This is a genomic window from Pseudoduganella sp. S-14, from assembly GCF_049913285.1.
Taxonomy (GTDB): Bacteria; Pseudomonadota; Gammaproteobacteria; order Burkholderiales; family Burkholderiaceae_D; genus Rugamonas.
Genome location: NZ_CP183991.1, coordinates 4,464,638 through 4,480,333, shown reverse-complemented (window position 1 = coordinate 4,480,333; position 15,696 = coordinate 4,464,638). Strand labels below are relative to the sequence as shown.

General features: G+C 64.3%; 19 protein-coding genes. 11 read left to right on the top strand and 8 right to left on the bottom strand.

The genetic code is table 11. The features are described from left to right. Window positions 1–77 precede the first annotated feature (77 nt). Window positions 78–209: a VOC family protein gene (locus ACN9MZ_RS20480; RefSeq protein WP_426338767.1), complete on the top strand. Its 132-nt coding sequence runs from the start codon at window positions 78–80 to the stop codon at window positions 207–209. Window positions 210–217: 8 nt separating this feature from the next. Next, complete coding sequence (locus ACN9MZ_RS20475) at window positions 218–346, top strand: hypothetical protein (RefSeq protein ID WP_426338766.1); 129 nt, start codon at window positions 218–220, stop codon at window positions 344–346. Here the strand turns inward: ACN9MZ_RS20475 and ACN9MZ_RS20470 are convergent. Continuing rightward, window positions 343–729 (bottom strand): MerR family transcriptional regulator, encoded by a 387-nt coding sequence (locus ACN9MZ_RS20470; protein WP_426338765.1) that lies wholly within the window; start codon window positions 727–729, stop codon window positions 343–345. The genes ACN9MZ_RS20475 and ACN9MZ_RS20470 overlap by 4 nt on opposite strands. A 62-nt stretch (window positions 730–791) precedes the next feature. Between ACN9MZ_RS20470 and ACN9MZ_RS20465 the strand changes: the two genes are divergently transcribed. Continuing rightward, a complete protein-coding gene (locus ACN9MZ_RS20465; protein WP_426338764.1) occupies window positions 792–1,199 on the top strand; it encodes a hypothetical protein in 408 nt (135 codons plus the stop codon). A 1-nt stretch (window position 1,200) separates the two neighbouring features. Then, window positions 1,201–1,590 carry a VOC family protein gene (locus ACN9MZ_RS20460; protein WP_057259270.1) on the top strand — a complete coding sequence of 130 codons (390 nt, stop codon included), beginning with the start codon at window positions 1,201–1,203 and terminating at the stop codon, window positions 1,588–1,590. A 47-nt stretch (window positions 1,591–1,637) separates the two neighbouring features. Here the strand turns inward: ACN9MZ_RS20460 and ACN9MZ_RS20455 are convergent, their stop codons facing one another. After that, window positions 1,638–2,600, bottom strand: coding sequence for a dipeptidase (locus ACN9MZ_RS20455; protein ID WP_426338763.1), 963 nt, complete (start codon window positions 2,598–2,600; stop codon window positions 1,638–1,640). 93 nt (window positions 2,601–2,693) lie between these two features. Between ACN9MZ_RS20455 and ACN9MZ_RS20450 the strand changes: the two genes are divergently transcribed. Further along, entirely contained in the window at window positions 2,694–3,953 is a 1,260-nt protein-coding gene (locus tag ACN9MZ_RS20450; protein ID WP_426338762.1) for a DEAD/DEAH box helicase, read from the top strand. 51 nt (window positions 3,954–4,004) lie between these two features. Here ACN9MZ_RS20450 and ACN9MZ_RS20445 read toward each other — a convergent pair whose 3' ends face one another. Genes ACN9MZ_RS20445 through ACN9MZ_RS20435 form a run of 3 tightly spaced genes read right to left on the bottom strand, consistent with a single transcriptional unit; the run spans window position 4,005 to window position 6,398 of the window. Further along, complete coding sequence (locus tag ACN9MZ_RS20445; protein WP_426338761.1) at window positions 4,005–4,658, bottom strand: hypothetical protein; 654 nt, start codon at window positions 4,656–4,658, stop codon at window positions 4,005–4,007. A gap of 2 nt (window positions 4,659–4,660) precedes the next feature. Then, a complete protein-coding gene (locus ACN9MZ_RS20440) occupies window positions 4,661–5,626 on the bottom strand; it encodes an MlaD family protein (protein ID WP_426338760.1) in 966 nt (321 codons plus the stop codon). Between the two features lie 4 nt (window positions 5,627–5,630). Beyond that, entirely contained in the window at window positions 5,631–6,398 is a 768-nt protein-coding gene (locus ACN9MZ_RS20435; protein ID WP_426338759.1) for an ABC transporter permease, read from the bottom strand. A 48-nt stretch (window positions 6,399–6,446) separates the two neighbouring features. On the opposite strand from ACN9MZ_RS20435, the gene ACN9MZ_RS20430 reads away from it, so the two are divergent. Both ACN9MZ_RS20430 and ACN9MZ_RS20425 read left to right on the top strand, forming a co-directional pair. Then, window positions 6,447–9,320 (top strand): M16 family metallopeptidase, encoded by a 2,874-nt coding sequence (locus ACN9MZ_RS20430; protein WP_426338758.1) that lies wholly within the window; start codon window positions 6,447–6,449, stop codon window positions 9,318–9,320. A gap of 22 nt (window positions 9,321–9,342) precedes the next feature. After that, window positions 9,343–10,248 carry a sulfurtransferase gene (locus tag ACN9MZ_RS20425; RefSeq protein ID WP_426338757.1) on the top strand — a complete coding sequence of 302 codons (906 nt, stop codon included), beginning with the start codon at window positions 9,343–9,345 and terminating at the stop codon, window positions 10,246–10,248. Here ACN9MZ_RS20425 and ACN9MZ_RS20420 read toward each other — a convergent pair. Together ACN9MZ_RS20420 and ACN9MZ_RS20415 are read right to left on the bottom strand one after the other, a co-directional pair. Continuing rightward, window positions 10,211–10,534, bottom strand: coding sequence for a c-type cytochrome (locus tag ACN9MZ_RS20420; RefSeq protein ID WP_426338756.1), 324 nt, complete (start codon window positions 10,532–10,534; stop codon window positions 10,211–10,213). The two genes, ACN9MZ_RS20425 and ACN9MZ_RS20420, sit on opposite strands and share 38 nt — an antisense overlap. Window positions 10,535–10,536: 2 nt before the next feature. Beyond that, on the bottom strand, window positions 10,537–11,247 hold the full coding sequence (locus tag ACN9MZ_RS20415) for a hydrolase (RefSeq protein ID WP_426318591.1): 711 nt from the start codon (window positions 11,245–11,247) through the stop codon (window positions 10,537–10,539). A 96-nt stretch (window positions 11,248–11,343) separates the two neighbouring features. On the opposite strand from ACN9MZ_RS20415, the gene ACN9MZ_RS20410 reads away from it, so the two are divergent. From ACN9MZ_RS20410 to ACN9MZ_RS20395, 4 genes are all read left to right on the top strand, one after another. After that, window positions 11,344–12,231, top strand: coding sequence for a LysR substrate-binding domain-containing protein (locus ACN9MZ_RS20410; RefSeq protein WP_426338755.1), 888 nt, complete (start codon window positions 11,344–11,346; stop codon window positions 12,229–12,231). Window positions 12,232–12,243: 12 nt separating this feature from the next. Beyond that, a complete protein-coding gene (locus ACN9MZ_RS20405; RefSeq protein ID WP_426338754.1) occupies window positions 12,244–13,605 on the top strand; it encodes a cytochrome P450 in 1,362 nt (453 codons plus the stop codon). 38 nt (window positions 13,606–13,643) lie between these two features. After that, on the top strand, window positions 13,644–14,171 hold the full coding sequence (locus ACN9MZ_RS20400) for an SRPBCC family protein (protein WP_426338753.1): 528 nt from the start codon (window positions 13,644–13,646) through the stop codon (window positions 14,169–14,171). 68 nt (window positions 14,172–14,239) lie between these two features. Then, window positions 14,240–14,662 (top strand): hypothetical protein, encoded by a 423-nt coding sequence (locus ACN9MZ_RS20395; protein ID WP_426338752.1) that lies wholly within the window; start codon window positions 14,240–14,242, stop codon window positions 14,660–14,662. Here ACN9MZ_RS20395 and ACN9MZ_RS20390 read toward each other — a convergent pair. Further along, a complete protein-coding gene (locus tag ACN9MZ_RS20390) occupies window positions 14,659–15,696 on the bottom strand; it encodes an AraC family transcriptional regulator (protein WP_426338751.1) in 1,038 nt (345 codons plus the stop codon). The two genes, ACN9MZ_RS20395 and ACN9MZ_RS20390, sit on opposite strands and share 4 nt — an antisense overlap.

Here is a 15,696-nt window from a genome sequence, read left to right as displayed (position 1 = left end):
TAAATAGTTGGCGCCGGCTGTCGATTTCCCGTGGCGCCAACCGTCATCAGGTCGGCACCCCCGAACAGGAGACTACGATGAAAAAGATCACCCCATGCCTGTGGTTCGACACCCTGGCCGAAGAAGCTGCCCGCTATTACTGCAGTATTTTCAAGGATAGCCGTATCACGGCGACTACTAATGGGACAAACTGGATAAATATGTCCTGAGCTGGCAGGTGTTCCCGCACGAAGTTCAGCAGATGCTGCTCGATCGCGACCGGGCGAAGGCCGGCCGCGCCATGAGCGCTATCATGACCATGAAGAAAATAGAGCTGGCCGCGCTGCGCAAGGCCTGCCAGGGCTAGGCCGCTGCCGCCCCGGCGCGTAGCGGACACTCCTCCATCTCGGCGCTGAGGCGGCGCATCAGTTCGCCGCGCAATTCCTGCAGGCCGCCGATGCGGCGGTCGATGTCGGCCAGCTTGTCCTGCAGGGCCGCGCGCAAGGTCGCCGCCGTGGCGGCACTGTCGCGCGCCGGCTGCGCCAGCAGCGGCAGGTCAGCCTCGATTTCCTGCAGCGTGAAACCGAGTGCCTGCGCCATGCGGATATAACGCAGCCAGTCCGCCGCCTCCGGCGGATAGTCGCGGTAGCCATTGCAGCTGCGGCGTGCGGCCAGCAAGCCGCGCCTTTCGTAATAGCGCAAGGTGTCGCGGCTGAGGCCGGTCGCCTCGGCCAGTTCTCCAATCTGCATGCTGCTTCTCCCAAAAAAATGCTTGACCATGGAGTGTACTCCAGGGTTTAAGCATGCGCAGCATGAAAACTTCAAACATCCGGAAACTGGTGCGCGCCAGCGCCGCCTACGACCTGCTCCTCACAGCACCTTTCGCCACCCCATGGACATTCGCCATCGCGCATGGCCACCTGTCGGCGCTCAACCAGGCGCTTGGCGGTCCTCCGCTGCCGGCCTTTGGCAGCATCCACCTCCTGTTCGCCTGCCTGATGGGCAGCGTGGTGCTGGCATGGTCCTGGCTGCGCCTGCGCGACCCGCAGCCGCAGTTCGCCACTTACGACGGCACTGCGCGCTTCATGTTCAGTACCTGGTTTGCGTGGACGCTGGCCGGCGGAGGGTTACCGCTGCTGTGGTTGTTCATCATTCCCGAATTCGCCTGGGGCCTCGCCCAGTGGTATGCTGTTCCTCCGATGGGCAGAAGGGGAGAGTGATATGCAAGCGCAACCTTTAATTGCTGTCAGCAATGTCGAAGCAGCCAGCCGCTGGTACCAGAAAACCCTCGGCCTGAAGAGTGGCCACGGCGGCAACGAGTACGAGCAATTGCTGCACGACGGACGCATGGTGCTGCAACTGCACCGCTGGGACGCCCACCATCATCCGCACATCGGCAATCCCGAGCAGCGGCCCTACGGCAACGGCGCACTGCTGTGGTTCTGGACCGACGATTTCGACGACGCGGTCGACCGCGCCACCGCCGCCGGAGCCACGGTGCTGGAAGGGCCTAAAGAGAACAGCAATGCGCAGCACCGGGAGTTGTGGCTGCGCGATCCTGAAGGTTATGTCGTTGTGTTGGCGGGGCCTTACGGCGACGTCGGCATGTGAAACGAGCTTGGCGCATGAACGGGACGCGCAAGCCTTGACCGGCCGCGTTACAACCAGGTCGCGCGCGCCACGCGCAGCATATTGCGGCCCAGGACTTGCTCGATTTCGCTGGGAGCCATGCCCAGCTTGCGCAATTCCAGCGGCAGCGATCTCCACGCATAAAGCGGCACGAAGGAAGGCAAGCGGCCGGCGCGATAGCCGGCCGACTCTGGCCACCACCAGCCGGGATTGAAGCCGCCGGGTGGCGTATCGTCCAGGTCCTTTTCGGTGAAGCAGATATCCAGGCCGATGCCGGCGTGCGCCACGCCTGCCAGGTCCGCCACATAGGCCACGTGGCGCGCCACGTCCGCCACCGTGGGCTGCTCGCTGCCCAGGAACCAGGACAGGCCCGACACGCACACCACGCCCCCGGTTGCAGCACAAGCCTGGATCTGTTCATCGGTCACATTGCGCCCGTGCGGCGCCAGCGCAAACGGATTGGCGTGGCTGAATACCACCGGCTTGCTGGATGCTTCCATGATCTCCAGGCTGCACAAGCGGCCAGTGTGGGAGCAATCGACAATGATGCCGGCATCGTTCGCCGCCTTCAGAACCCGATGGCCAAGGCGTGTCAGGCCGCGCGCGGTATCGTGGCAGCCATCGGCGACGTTGTTGTTGCGGTTGTAGGCAAACAGCATTTGCCGCACGCCCAGCCGGGCATAGACTTCGGCCATTTCCGGCTGCTCCATCAGCGGCATCGCACCTTCCAGGTCGAAGCCGATGGCCAGCACCCCGTCAGCCGCGGCCTGGATCACTTCGTCGACGCCCGATACCAGGCGGAAGCGCTCAGGACTGGCCGCGATGGTGGCACGGTAGCCGGCGATCACCGACATCACCTGCGACACCGGATTCATGTCGGCGCCTACATTGATCGACACGTAGTTCACGCCAGCGGAATGGAGCTGGCCAAGGGGTGAAAAATCCGCCTGCGGATGCTGCGGCAGGCAGACATGGGCGTCCCAATTGATCATTCTTCTGTAATTGTTGGTAGATTGATAGCAAACGTATAGTCGCATGAAACCCGGCGCAAGGTATACTGCCGGCTTATCCACCTGAAGCACACCATGACATTCTCCAGCCTGGGCCTCGCGCCCGCACTGCTCAACGCCATCACCGAGACCGGCTACAGCACCCCCACCGCCATCCAGTCCGCCGCCATCCCGCCCGCCCTGCGCGGCGCGGACGTGCTGGGGCAGGCGCAAACCGGCTCCGGCAAGACGGCCGCCTTTGCGCTGCCGCTGCTGAATGCCTTGCTCGAGGCGGGCCGTCCAGGTTCCGGCCCGCGCAAGCTGTATGCGCTGGTGCTGGCGCCCACGCGCGAGCTGGCGGCACAGGTTGGTGAAGCGTTGCGCGGACTGGCATCGCACCTCCCGTCGCCGGTCAAGGTCTCGGTCGCCTTTGGCGGCGTATCGATCAACCCGCAGATGATGGCCCTGCGCGGCGGCACCGACATTATGGTCGCCACCCCTGGCCGCCTGCTCGACCTGGTCGAGCACAATGCGCTCAAGCTGGATGACACCTCGGTGCTGGTGCTGGATGAAGCGGACAAGCTGCTGGACATGGGTTTCGCCGACGAAATCGCCCGCATCATGGCGCTGCTGCCGGAACGCCGGCAAAACCTGTTCTTCTCCGCCACCTTCCCGCCGGCTGTGCAGGCCCTGGCCGGCAAGCTGCTGCGCGACCCGGTGCGCGTGGCCACGCTGGACGAAGTAGCGTCGACCCCCGACATCACACAACGCGCCATTGAAGTGGACCAATCGGAGCGCACCTCGCTGCTGCGCATCTTGCTGAAGGAAGAGGGCTGGCGCCAGGTGCTGGTGTTTGTCGCCACCAAATACGCCGCCGAGCATGTCGCCGACAAGCTGCGGCGCGGCGGGTTAGCGGCCGAAGCCTTCCACGGGGACTACAGCCAGGGCGCCCGCACCTCGGTACTGAACGACTTCCGCGAAGGCAAGCTGAAAGTGCTGGTCGCCACCGACGTCGCCGCGCGCGGCATCGACATCGTGCAACTGCCGGTGGTTGTCAACTACGACTTGCCGCGCTCACCCGCCGACTACACCCACCGCATCGGCCGCACCGGCCGCGCCGGCGCCTCCGGCCTGGCGGTCAGCTTCATCACCCCCGACGCCGAGCAGCATTTCCGCCTGATCGAAAAGCGCCAGAACGTCCGCGTCCCGCGCGAACGGCTGCCCGGCTTCGAACCCACCGTGGCAGCCAAGCCACTGCCCCCCGGCGCCAACGACGGCACCGGCGGCATCAAAGGCAAGCGCAAGAGCAAAAAAGACAAACTGCGCGAAGCCGCCGCCAACACCAACAATGGCTGAGCCCGTGTCCCACCATGGGGTCACACCCGTATTGAGACACGAGCTCGGCTGTTATGGGGTGGTGGCGAGCTTGATGCGGCGGCGCAGGCGCTCGGCTTCGGCGGTGTCGCCGGCTTGTTCGGCGCGCTGCAATTGCACGTTCAGCCAGGCCAGGACGGCGCGGCGCCAGCCTTGGGCGGAGGCGGTGTTGATGGCAGTCGTCACCAGTTCGGGCGTGGCGCGGTTGGCGCGCATCAGGGCGCCAGCGGCGACCATGCGCGAGAGCGGGTCGCTGATGGCGGCAGCGGCCATCGCTGCTGCGGTGTCGCTGGATGCACCGGCAACGGCGCGTTGCGGCTCGGGAAGCAAGGCGGCATCGGACGGGGTGGTGCGTCCAGCCAGATAGCGGGCGTAGGCCTGGTCGGCGGCGGAAGCGTCGGCCTGCAGCGGCGTGAAGCCGGCGCATTCTTCATATACCAGCGCCGCTACCTGTACCGCGCAGCGCAGCAACTCGATCCGGATCGCCAGCGCGGGCTGGGCGGTGCTGCCGACCTGGTTGCGGGCCAGGCCGAACTCGCGCTCGGCGACGGCTGTCTTGCCTTCCAGGTAGGCCGAAGTTGCGCGTTCGGTGGCGCCGGCGGCGTTCAACTGCCAGTCCGGCACGCGCGGGCCGCTGCTGCAGGCGCTCAGCAGCGCGGCGGCCAGTGCCGCGGTGAGTGTCGTCATTCTCATGGAAGCTTGATCTCCGGTTCGCTGCGCTTGAACGGCCATTTGCGATTCAGCTCATTGATCATCTGTTCTACCTTGCGCAGGTTGGCGTCGACTTCAGCGCGCAAGGCGCCGAGATCTTCGGTGGCAGCGCGCGTGTTGGCGCCGACAGCTTGCGCTTCCACCAGCACTGCATCGAGCTTCTTCAGCGAGTTGCGTGCGTCTGCCAGCAGGGCATTCAACTGCTGCACCGCCGCCTGCGTATCGTTGGCCAGGCCTTTTTCGCCGAACACGCGCTTGTCGGCGTTGCCCACCAGGCTGTCGGCCTTGACCACCAGCGAATTGGCATTGCGCAGCAGTTCTCGCGCCTTCTGGTCCTCGCCTGCCAGCACGCCGAGCGCACCGCCGGGCCCATTCAATTTCTCGGTCACGCCTTGCACATTGCGCAGGCTGGCGCCCAGTGCGGATTCTTCGGCCGTCAGGGCCGCCAGGTTGTTCAGCAAGTCCTTGGCCGATTGCAGCAGGCGCGGGATTTCGGCGGCCATGTCGCCCACCAGCAGCGCGCGCTCGGCATCGGGCGGCAAGGGCGGGTCGGCCGGAATGCCGGTGAAGGCGCGTAGCTTGGCGCCGCCCACCAGGCTCTTTTCCAGCGTGAAGATGCTGGTTGTGCGCAACCAGTGCGCGTCCTTGCTCGGTACGTCGACCAGGATGCGGGCCTTGCCGTCCGACGCCAGTTCGATGCGCTGCACGCGGCCGATCGGGAATCCGGCGAAGGTCACGTCCATGCCGACCGCCACGCCTTCGGAGTCGTCGGCGGTCAGCACCAGCCGTTGCGTGGGCTCGAAGGCGCCGCGTGCGTACATCAGGTACATGATCGCGCCAAGCACCAGGGCGACCAGCAGCACCAGCAGGGCAACTGCCTTGGCTTCGGCGTTATGGATCGGCGCCGGCTCGGCACCGGTAGCAGGGGGAGTCGTTTCGCTCATATCGTCAATAATAATTACCCATCAGGGATGCGGCTTCCACCACGAGGATCACGGAGAACATGCGCACCATGTCGGCCAATCCGTGTGCAACGCCAATGCGCCGCAACGGGCTGGAAGCGCCGGTGTAGTAGGAGGAAGCCAGCGGGATCACCGCCACTGCCAGGCTGAAAAACACTACCTTCAGCACCAGGATCAGGCATACGGCGGGATTGAAAATCTGTCCCACCACCCGCGTGTAGCCCGGCAGTGCCCATGGCGTGAAGCCGTACATCACAATGTAGGCCAGCACCAGGGTGACCAGGCAGCTGACGGCAGCGAGCATCCACACGGCAAACACACCCGCTGCGGCGCGTGGATAGAACTGGGTGCGCAGGGCCGAACGTACGTCGGGCGCGTGGCCGGCCAGCCTTTGCTGCGCGAATTCGACGCCAGCGGGCAGGGTCGTGCGCAACGCCACGAACAGCGCCGCCGTCAGCGGCACCAGTTCCAGCACCAGCACGCGCACCACCATTTCCAGCGCATAGCGCGACAGGCCGTAGCTGGCCGAGGTGACGACGACAATACGGATGATGACGAGGCTGATCAGCGCGCAGAGCACGGAAAACCAGGCCAGGTTAGCGGTGGTGGCAACGACGATCTGTTCGGACAGCATGCGCCGGTTATCGCGCCGGTAGCTCGATGGCGCCAAAGCGCGCGTCAGCAGCAGTGCGGCGAACTGCAGCAACTGCCACCAGCTGGTCAGCCACGCGATTGCAGGGCGGTAAGCGTTCATTCCGGCATACTAGCATTAACGACAAGCTATGGTGTATCGTACTATGTTATGAAACTACTAAAACTGCTCCTGGCGGCAGCCTTGGTGTGCTGCTCCTTCGTGGCTTCCGCCGCCCCCGATCCCGCAACGCTGCTGCCGCTTGATCCCCAGATCAGGACCGGCAAGCTGGCGAACGGCCTTACTTACTATATCCAGCAGAACCGCCGCCCGGAAAAGCGCGTCGAATTGCGCCTGGTGGTGAAGGCCGGTTCGGTACTGGAAGACGAGGACCAGCTTGGCCTGGCCCACTTCACCGAGCACATGGCCTTCAACGGCTCGACCCATTTCAAGCGCCACGAGCTGATTTCGTGGCTGCAGTCGGTGGGCGTGAAATTCGGCGCCGACCTGAATGCCTACACCGGCTTCGATGAAACGGTGTACATGCTGCCGATCCCGGTCGACAAGAAGGAAAACCTGGACAAGGGCTTGCTGGTGCTGGAAGACTGGGCCCAGGGCGTGACCTTCAACGATGCCGATATCGAGAGCGAGCGCGGCATCGTGCTGGAAGAACTGCGCCTGGGCAAAGGAGCGACCGACCGCATGAACAAGGTGCTGTTGCCGAAGATCTTCAATGGCTCGCTGTATGCGAGCCGGCTGCCGATCGGAAAGGCGGAAATCCTGAAGTCCTTCAAGCCCGATGCGATCCGCCGCTTCTACAGGGACTGGTACCGTCCGGACCTGATGGCGGTGATCGTGGTGGGCGACGTCGATCCGCAAGAGGCCGAGCGCCTGGTGACCAGCCATTTTTCAAAGCTGGTGAATCCCGCCAACCCGCGCCCGCGCACCTACCCCCCGATCCCGGAACGCAAGGAATCGGAAGCCATCGTGGTCACCGACCGCGAGGCGCCGTCAAACCTGGTGACGATCCGCTATCGCTTCATCGAGCGCACCGAGTCGAAGACTGTCGGCGAATACCGCAACCGCATGGTGGAGTTGCTGTCGGCCGCGATGCTGAGCCAGCGCATCGCCGAACTGTCGCAACAACCGAACCCGCCTTTCCTGCAAGGCTATAGCAACATGGCCAAGGCGGTGCATGGCCGGCAGGCCTTCGTTTCAAGCGCCGTGGTGGGCAAGGCCGGCGCATTGCCGGCCATCCGCGCCGTGGTCGAGGAAGGCGAGCGCGCGCGCCAGCTTGGCTTTGGCGCGGCTGAAATGGAGCGCGCCAAGAAGAATATGATGCGCTTCATCGAGAACCTGTACAACGAACGCGACAAGACGGAATCGGCTGCCTACGTGAGCGAATTCACCCGCCATTTCCTGGATGGCGAATCGATGCCCGGCATCGAAAACGAATACAGCTATTACAAGGAGCTGCTGCCGGGCATCACGCTGGAAGAAGTCAATGCGCAGGTGCGCAGCGCAATTCCGGTCGGGCAGAAGAAACTGGTCATCTTCATGGGCAACGACAAGTCGGGCACCGTGGTGCCGCAGGCGACGCAGATGCTGGCTACCGTGGAGGAGGCCGAAAAGGCCACCGTGTCGGCGCATGAGGAAAAGGCGCTTGCTGCCAGCCTGATGGCGCAGCCGCCCAAGGCCGGCCGCATCGTCAAGGAAACCACGGACAAGCTGCTGGGCACCACCGAGCTGCTGCTGTCGAACGGCGTGAAGGCCGTGTTGAAGCCGACCGATTTCAAGAACGACCAGGTGCTGATGTCGTCGACCCGTTTCGGCGGGCAGTCGCTGGCGGAGGAGGGCGATATCGTCAACGCGCGCTATGCCACCGTTATTCTCGCCAGCATGGGCGTCGATGGCTATGCGCCGCTGGACCTGCAGAAAATGCTGGCCGGCCATAGCGTGCGCTCGGCCTTTGCCTTCGGCAGCGTGACCGAAGGATTTGCCGGCGGTTCCAGCAGCAGCGACGTGGAGACCATGCTGCAACTGGCCTACCTGCAAATGACGCAACCGCGCCGCGACCAGGCGCTGTTCGATGTCTTCATCGACAAGCAGCAGGAGCAGGCGCGCAACGCCCAGGCGCGTCCCGAGGCGGTGCTGACCGATACCATGCGCACGACCATGTACGGCAACCATCCGCGCGTGGGCCTGACGCCGCGTCCGGAAGAACTGGACGGCATTCGCCTGGAGCGCGTGATGGCGCTGCAGAAGGAGCGCATGTCCAGTGCTTATGGCATGACCTTCTTCTTTGTCGGCAGTTTTGACGTAGCGAAGATCAAGCCCTTGCTGGCGACCTACCTTGGTGGCCTGCCGGCTGCGAAAATACCGACCGACTACAAGGACCGTCATGTACGCCCGGTGCGCGGCGTGGTGAAGAAGGAGGTGCGCCGCGGCCGCGAAGCAAAGAGCCAGGTCAGTATCGCCTTTGCGGGCGAAGCCGGATTCAACGAGGTCGAGCAGATGCGCCTGCGCGCCCTGATCGAGATCATGCAGATCAAGCTGACGGAAGCCTTGCGCGAGCAGCGCGGCCTGGTCTATACCGCGAATATCCATGGCGGCATGGCGCGCCATCCTTACCCCAATTACACCATCAATATCGGCCTGCCGACCGCGCCGGAAAACGCGGACAAGGCCATCGAAGCCACCTTTGCCGAAGCGCGAAAGCTGCAGGAGAAGGGACCGGAGGAGGCCGACCTGGCCAAGGTCAAGGAAAACTGGACCAGCAACTACCGCAAGGCCTTGCGCGAAAACGGCTGGTGGCTCGTCAACCTGCAACAGTCGCTGGTCAACAAGACCGATTCCAGGCTGCTGCTGCGCCAGAACGAAATGATCGCCAGCCTGACCGTGGCGGACGTGCAGGCTGCGGCTAGGCGCTATTTCGACTTCAATAATTACGTGCAGGTAGTGATGCACCCGGCGGAGAACAAACCTGAATCCAGGCCCGATGCAAAGCCGGAGGCGCCTGCCGAAGCTGGTAAACTGCCGGACTGATTGTGATTTTGAGTTGTTTTAAATGCATGGTTTCCGTCCCGACCTGGCGCGCTGGCGCCAGCTCCCATCGCCTGCCTGGCTGGCGCGCCTGCTCGATGGCGTGCCCGTGCCGGCAGCGCCGGGCGGGGCGTGGCGTCTGTTTGAAGTAGGCTGCGACAGCCTCGCCGCCTACCAGTCCGGCCATATTCCGGGCGCCGGTTACATCGACACCAACCGCCTCGAACGGCAGCCGCACTGGAGCAAGGTATCCGACGATGCCTTGCTGGCGCTGCTGCTGGAAAACGGCATCCGCCACGACACCACCGTCATCCTGTACGGCCGCAACTCGCTGGCCGCTGCTCGTGCTGCCCACCTGATGCTGTATGCCGGCGTGGCCGACGTGCGCCTGCTCGATGGCGGCTTCGATGGCTGGCTGCGTGCCGGCCATGCGCTGGAGCGGGGCGCCGGCCAGTTGCCGCAAGCTGCGGCAAGCTTTGGTTCCACCTTCCCGGCGCGCCCGGACTTCCTGATTGACACCGCCCAGGCGCGCGAACTGCTGCAGCAGCCGGACGGCGCCCTGGTCAGCATCCGCACCTGGCAGGAGCATGTCGGCGCCACCTCCGGCTACAGTTATATCGATGCCCGCGGCGACATTCCAGGCGCGCGCTGGGGCCGTGCCGGCAACGATGGCGACGTGCACAGCATGAGCGAATACCAGCACGCTGACGGGACCATGAAACCTCCGGCGGAGATCAGCGCGCTGTGGCGCCAGGCGGGAATCGAGCCCGGCCAGCGCACCGCTTTCTACTGCGGCACCGGCTGGCGGGCTTCGCTGGCATTCTTCTATGCCTGGTTGATGGACTGGGAGCGCATCAGCGTGTACGACGGCGGCTGGTGCGAATGGAGCCGGGTCAATCCGCCTGCATCATGTAGCGGATCGCGGCCTTGAGCTGTCCGGCATCGAGTTCTTGCTTGCCGCCGCGGGCTGGCATCGCGCCCACCCCTTGCACGGCATTGCGCACCAGGCCATCCAGGCCGCCGGCACGCACCATGCGTTCCTGCCACTCCTTGCGGTCGCCAAGCTTGGGCGAACTGACCATCACATTCTCGCTGGCGTGGCAGGCGATGCAAACCGTTTCATATACCTCGCGGCCAAGCCGGCCCTGGCTTTGGGCCAGCGCCGGCAGGCAGGCCAGCAGCCCGCAGGCTGCCAGCAGGGCGGTTGCCGGCCGCATGATTACTTCTTGCCTTCCTTGGCGTTGAACATTTCCTTGGCGTAGACGATGCCCAGGCCATAGCCGCCGCCGTGTTCAGAAGCGATCTTCATCACAGGGGCGTAGGTTTCGCCGCGTGCCCAGTCGCGCTGCAGTTCCAGCATGTATTGCAGCCAGGTCACGGGGCGGGCGCCGGCCTGCACCATGCGTTGCACGGCCATGTCATGCGCTTCCTTGCTGACGCCGCCCGAGGCGTCGGTCACGATGTACACCTCGTAGCCCTGGTCGATGGCCGACAGTACCGGCTGCACCAGGCACACCTCAGTCCACAGCGCGGCCATCACGACTTTCTTGTGGCCGTTCTTTTGCACGGCGTCGACCACGCGCTGGTCTTCCCAGGTATTCATGGTGGTGCGGTCGATCGGGGCCTGTTCAGGGAATACCGCTTGCAGCTCGGGGAAGATCGGGCCGCTGAAGGACTTGGCGGCGACGGTGGTGAGGATGGTCGGCACCTTGAAGGTCCTGGCCGCCTTGGCCAGGCCGGTCACATTGTTGCGCAGTTCGGCGATATCGATGGAGCGCGTGGCGAAAGCCATCTGTGGCTGGTGGTCGATCAGCACCAGGGTGTGGTTCTTTGGCGTCAGCAGCTGTTCGGCAGGTGGTGCGGCGTGGGCGCCGGCGCTGAAGGCGAGGATGACTGGCAGTGCTGCTTTGATCAGGGTCTTGAAGTTCATGGTGTGCTCCGTTGTTGTGGGGTGGCGATGGAGTGAACTTTAATAAATTCGATTGACGTAATAAACTACAGTATGTGTAAATGATATTTACGTAAAATGGAACAATATGACTTGACCGACCTGCGCGCCTTCATTACCGTGGTGGAGAGCGGCAGTTTTGTGCGGGCGGCCGAGCAGCTTTCGGTCAGCACCGCCGCCATTAGCCGCCGCATCGCCACGCTGGAGGCAGCGCTGGGCAGCCAGTTGATCACCCGCACCACGCGCCGCAACGACCTCACCGATGCCGGGCGCGCTTTCTATGCCGATGCGCAGGCGGTGTTCCAGTTGCTGGACGAGGCCTGCGAGCGCGTGCGCCAGGGCCATGACAGCGCCAGCGGCACCTTGCGCGTGGCCGCGCCGCTCAGCTTCGGCATCCAGAAGGTGGCGCCGGTGCTGCCGGCCTTCCTGCAGCGCCATCCCGGCCTGAAAGTGCAGTTGTTGCTGGAAGACCGCACCACCGACCTGCATGCCGAAGCGATTGACGTCGCGCTGCGTATTGGCTTCCTGCGCGATTCCTCGCTGGCGGCCACCCGTATTGGCACTGTCGGCCGCGTGTTTGCCGCATCGCCCGCCTACCTGCGTCGTGCCGGCCAGCCGAATACACTGGCGGAGCTGCGCGGCCACTCGGTGTTAAATTACAGTTTGCTGAGCGTGCGCGAAGAGTGGGGGCGCCTGATTGGCGACCCGGGCGAACAGCTTGACCTGAAAGTGCCGCTGGCGGCCAATAATGCCGAAGCGCTGGCCGAATGCGCGATCCAGGGTATGGGCCTCGTGCTGTTGCCCGAATTCGTGCTGGCTCCGGCCTTGGCCGACGGCCGCCTGCAGCAATTGCTGCCCGGCGCCAGCCCGGAGCCCTTTGGCCTGTTTGCGGTGCGGCCTTCGCGCCAGTTCACGCCGGCCAGGCTGCGGCTGTTCATCGATTATCTGCGGGAGTGCGGCTTCTGAAGGAGGTGCACCATGGATCACCTGCCTGGCCCCAGCGGCGTGCCGCTACTGGGGAATGTTGGAATCGATACGGCCCATTTCCACCAGAAGCTGGAAGAATGGGCGCGCGAGTACGGCCCGATCTACCGCATGCGCCTGATGGACCGGCGCTTTGTCGTCACCAGCCGGCCTGCCGATATCGCGCAGGTCCTGCACGACCGCCCCGACCAGTGGCGGCGCTCGCGGCGGGTGGCCAGCGTGCTCGAAGAAGCGGCGGCGGTCGGCGTATTTGCGGCCGAGGGCGAGGAATGGCGCCGCCAGCGCAAGCTGGTCATGCATGCCTTGACGCCGGAAGTCATCAACCGTTTCCATCCCAGGCTGCTTGCCATGACCGAACGTTTGCGCCTGCGCTGGCAGGCGGCTGCCCAGGCGGGCCAGCCGCAACGGCTGCTGCGCGACGTCAAGGCTTTCGCGCTCGACGTGGCGATCGGCATGGCCATGGGGCAGGACCATGACATGGTGCGGCACGAAGAGAATCCGCTGCAGCAGGATATCGAATTCGTGTTCGGACAGATTGCGCGGCGGCTGGTAGCGCCGATTGCCTGGTGGCGCACTATCAAGCTGCCGGCAGACCGTGCCGCCGAGGCGGCCGGCCTGCGCATCCGCGCCGCGGTCGACGGCTTCGTTGCCGATGCGCGAGCACGCATGGCAGCCAATCCGGCGCTTCACGACAGACCGGCCAACCTGCTCGAAGCGATGCTGGCAGCGTCAGATTTGCCGGACTCCGGCATCAGCGACGAGACGGTGCGCGCGAATGCCATCATCATGGTATTTGCCGGCGAGGACACCACGGCCAACACCATCGCCTGGCTGCTTTACCTGCTGTCGCGCAATCCGCAAGCTGCCGCGCGCCTGGCCGAAGAAGCGGACGCGCTGGCCGCTCCCGGGCAGACGCCATACCTCGACGCTTGTGTGCAGGAAGCCATGCGCCTCAAGCCCGTGGTGCCGGTGCTGGGCGCGGAGGCCGTGCGCGACGTGGCGCTGGACGGTGTGCAGATACCGGCCGGCACGGTGATTTTCATGCTGCTGCGCCATGCCTTCGAACGCGAAGTGCCACTGCCCGATGGCGCCGAATTCCGGCCCGAACGCTGGCTCGATCCGGCCATGAAGGAAAAATTCGACGACCCTGCGCGCAAGATGCTGCCCTTTGGCGGCGGGCCGCGCTTCTGCCCGGGGCGCTATCTGGCCATGAGCGAGATCCGGACGCTGATGTCGATGGTGGCGCGCAGCTTCAGCATCGAGGCGCTGCCTGGCGCGCCGCCGGTCGAGGAGATGTTCACTTTCACCATGACGCCAAGCGCGCTGCCGGTGCTGTTGCAGCCGCGCACCGTATGATAGGCTTGCAAGCATACCAACTTGGCAAAGGGGGCAGCATGTTGAAAAAGATTTCGATGGGCTTGATCCTGGTGATTGTTGTGATCCTCGGCCTGGCGTTGACGCAGCCGGACAGCTTCAAGGTGCAGCGCAGCGCGCGGATCAAGGCGCCGCCGGCAAAAATCATGGGCTACCTGAATGACTTCCACCAGTGGATGGCCTGGTCGCCATGGGAGAAGAAAGACCCGAACATGCAGCGCACGTTCGACGGCGCGGCAAGCGGCAAGGGCGCGGTCTATGCCTGGAGCGGCAATGGCGAAGTGGGGCAGGGACGCATGGAAATCATCGAGAACAACGTGCCCACCCAGCTTGCGATCAAGCTCGATTTCATCAAGCCCTTCGCCTCTTCCAACCGCACGGAATTTGCATTGCTGCCGCAAGGCGAGTCCACCGTGGTGACCTGGACCATGACCGGCCCCAGCCTGTTCGTGACCAAGGTGATGGGCGTGTTCTTCAACATGGACAAGATGATCGGGAAGGACTTCGAGCAGGGCCTGGCGCAGTTGAAGGAGGCGGCGGAAAAATGAAAGCAACAGGAAAGTGCGAATAGTCCAACAGGGCTATACTGAGCCTAATCACTCCGCCGGGGGCTGTCATGAAACTATTGCTGTTGTTTGCCGCAGCCCTGCTGGCTGCCCAGGGTGCGCTGGCCGGCCCCTTGCGCAACGACCACCCGATCGTCGGTACCTGGCGTTTCGAGCTGCCCGATGGTTCCTGCCACGAGATGTACCGCATCCGGGCCGACGGCTCGGCGCTGATCACCAGCGCTGCTGAGATAGCGGAATCGGAATTCCAGATCGACGACCAGCCCGACAGTGACGGCTTCTACCACTCCAACGACAAGATCGTGAAAGACAACGGCAAGAAGGATTGCACCGGCGAGGTCACCGAGGTCGGCCACGTGATCCAGTCTTTCATCGTCTTCCACCCCTCGAACAATATGTTCCTGATGTGCCAGAAGCGCGACATGGGAAGCTGCATCGGCCCCTTCATCCGCGTGCGCGGCACTGAAATCTAACGGCTCGCCGCGCGCCACGCACCGGGATTCATGCCCGACCACTCGCGGAAGGCATGGGTGAAGGCGCTTTGCTCCTGGTAGCCAAGCAGGAAGGCGATATCGACCAGCGACAGGCCGGGCTGGCGCAAATAATCGCGTGCCAGCGCAAAGCGCGCATCGTCCAGCACCTGCTGGAAGCTGGAGCCGGCGTCGGCCAGCTTGCGTTGCAGGGTGCGCGGCGCCAGCTTCAGCTCTTGCGCCACGCTGGCGACCCGCACCTGGCCCTGCGACAGGCGGCGCACGATAGCCTCATGCACCTGCGCCACGATGCCGGTCGATGCCGATGCTGCGCGCTGCTTGAGAAGTTGTTCCGCATGCTGCTGCAGCACCGGATACAGGCTCACGTCAGCGTTCGGCACCGGCCATGACAGCAGCGCAGCTTCGAATTGCGCCACGTTGGACATGGCATTGAAACGGGGCAGGGCGCCGAACACGCGCATGTATTCGGCGTGGCCGGCAGGGTCGCCGCCGTCGTGCATCAGCGACAGTTCGGCAGGCGGCAGCGTGGCGCCGGCCAGCCAGTTGCCAAACACGCGGATGCCGGCGAACACGCTGTCGGCCAGGTGGCGGTGCTGCGCCGGGTAGTTCGAATGCCAGGTGTAGTCGGCCAGCGCGCCGTGCATCTGCAGTGTGGAACGCCCCAGGTCGTGCGCCAGCTGTTCGTAACGCATGGTCTGCTCGAAGGCCTGGCCGAAATCGCGGCAGCTTAGCAGGATCAGTCCATACACCGTGTACGTGCCCAGTTTGACGCGCTCGCCCACGTGCAGGCCGAAATGCGGGTCATCGGCCAGCCTGGCGGCGATATCCAGCAATTTCACATAAATGTCGGCCGGCAGAGCTTCCGGCAGCGGTTCCAGGGCGCCGGCGGGCAGGCCTGCGGCCTGCTCCAGCGCTTGCGCGGTCACCCCGCGCGCTGCAGCCGCCTCTAGCATGGGTTGCAGGTAGGAGCCCGCTACGCGAGCAAGCTTGGCATGATCGAACAATTCTTCTGGCAT

Bases quoted from the DNA above. Each gene is read 5' to 3' on its own strand.
- ACN9MZ_RS20480 (WP_426338767.1), top strand. From the start codon at position 78: ATGAAAAAGATCACCCCATGCCTGTGGTTCGACACCCTGGCCGAAGAA.
- ACN9MZ_RS20470 (WP_426338765.1), bottom strand. From the start codon at position 729: ATGCAGATTGGAGAACTGGCCGAGGCGACCGGCCTCAGCCGCGACACC.
- ACN9MZ_RS20465 (WP_426338764.1), top strand. From the start codon at position 792: ATGAAAACTTCAAACATCCGGAAACTGGTGCGCGCCAGCGCCGCCTAC.
- ACN9MZ_RS20460 (WP_057259270.1), top strand. From the start codon at position 1,201: ATGCAAGCGCAACCTTTAATTGCTGTCAGCAATGTCGAAGCAGCCAGC.
- ACN9MZ_RS20455 (WP_426338763.1), bottom strand. From the start codon at position 2,600: ATGATCAATTGGGACGCCCATGTCTGCCTGCCGCAGCATCCGCAGGCG.
- ACN9MZ_RS20450 (WP_426338762.1), top strand. From the start codon at position 2,694: ATGACATTCTCCAGCCTGGGCCTCGCGCCCGCACTGCTCAACGCCATC.
- ACN9MZ_RS20445 (WP_426338761.1), bottom strand. From the start codon at position 4,658: ATGACGACACTCACCGCGGCACTGGCCGCCGCGCTGCTGAGCGCCTGC.
- ACN9MZ_RS20440 (WP_426338760.1), bottom strand. From the start codon at position 5,626: ATGAGCGAAACGACTCCCCCTGCTACCGGTGCCGAGCCGGCGCCGATC.
- ACN9MZ_RS20435 (WP_426338759.1), bottom strand. From the start codon at position 6,398: ATGAACGCTTACCGCCCTGCAATCGCGTGGCTGACCAGCTGGTGGCAG.
- ACN9MZ_RS20430 (WP_426338758.1), top strand. From the start codon at position 6,447: ATGAAACTACTAAAACTGCTCCTGGCGGCAGCCTTGGTGTGCTGCTCC.
- ACN9MZ_RS20425 (WP_426338757.1), top strand. From the start codon at position 9,343: ATGCATGGTTTCCGTCCCGACCTGGCGCGCTGGCGCCAGCTCCCATCG.
- ACN9MZ_RS20420 (WP_426338756.1), bottom strand. From the start codon at position 10,534: ATGCGGCCGGCAACCGCCCTGCTGGCAGCCTGCGGGCTGCTGGCCTGC.
- ACN9MZ_RS20415 (WP_426318591.1), bottom strand. From the start codon at position 11,247: ATGAACTTCAAGACCCTGATCAAAGCAGCACTGCCAGTCATCCTCGCC.
- ACN9MZ_RS20410 (WP_426338755.1), top strand. From the start codon at position 11,344: ATGGAACAATATGACTTGACCGACCTGCGCGCCTTCATTACCGTGGTG.
- ACN9MZ_RS20405 (WP_426338754.1), top strand. From the start codon at position 12,244: ATGGATCACCTGCCTGGCCCCAGCGGCGTGCCGCTACTGGGGAATGTT.
- ACN9MZ_RS20400 (WP_426338753.1), top strand. From the start codon at position 13,644: ATGTTGAAAAAGATTTCGATGGGCTTGATCCTGGTGATTGTTGTGATC.
- ACN9MZ_RS20395 (WP_426338752.1), top strand. From the start codon at position 14,240: ATGAAACTATTGCTGTTGTTTGCCGCAGCCCTGCTGGCTGCCCAGGGT.
- ACN9MZ_RS20390 (WP_426338751.1), bottom strand. From the start codon at position 15,696: ATGCCAGAAGAATTGTTCGATCATGCCAAGCTTGCTCGCGTAGCGGGC.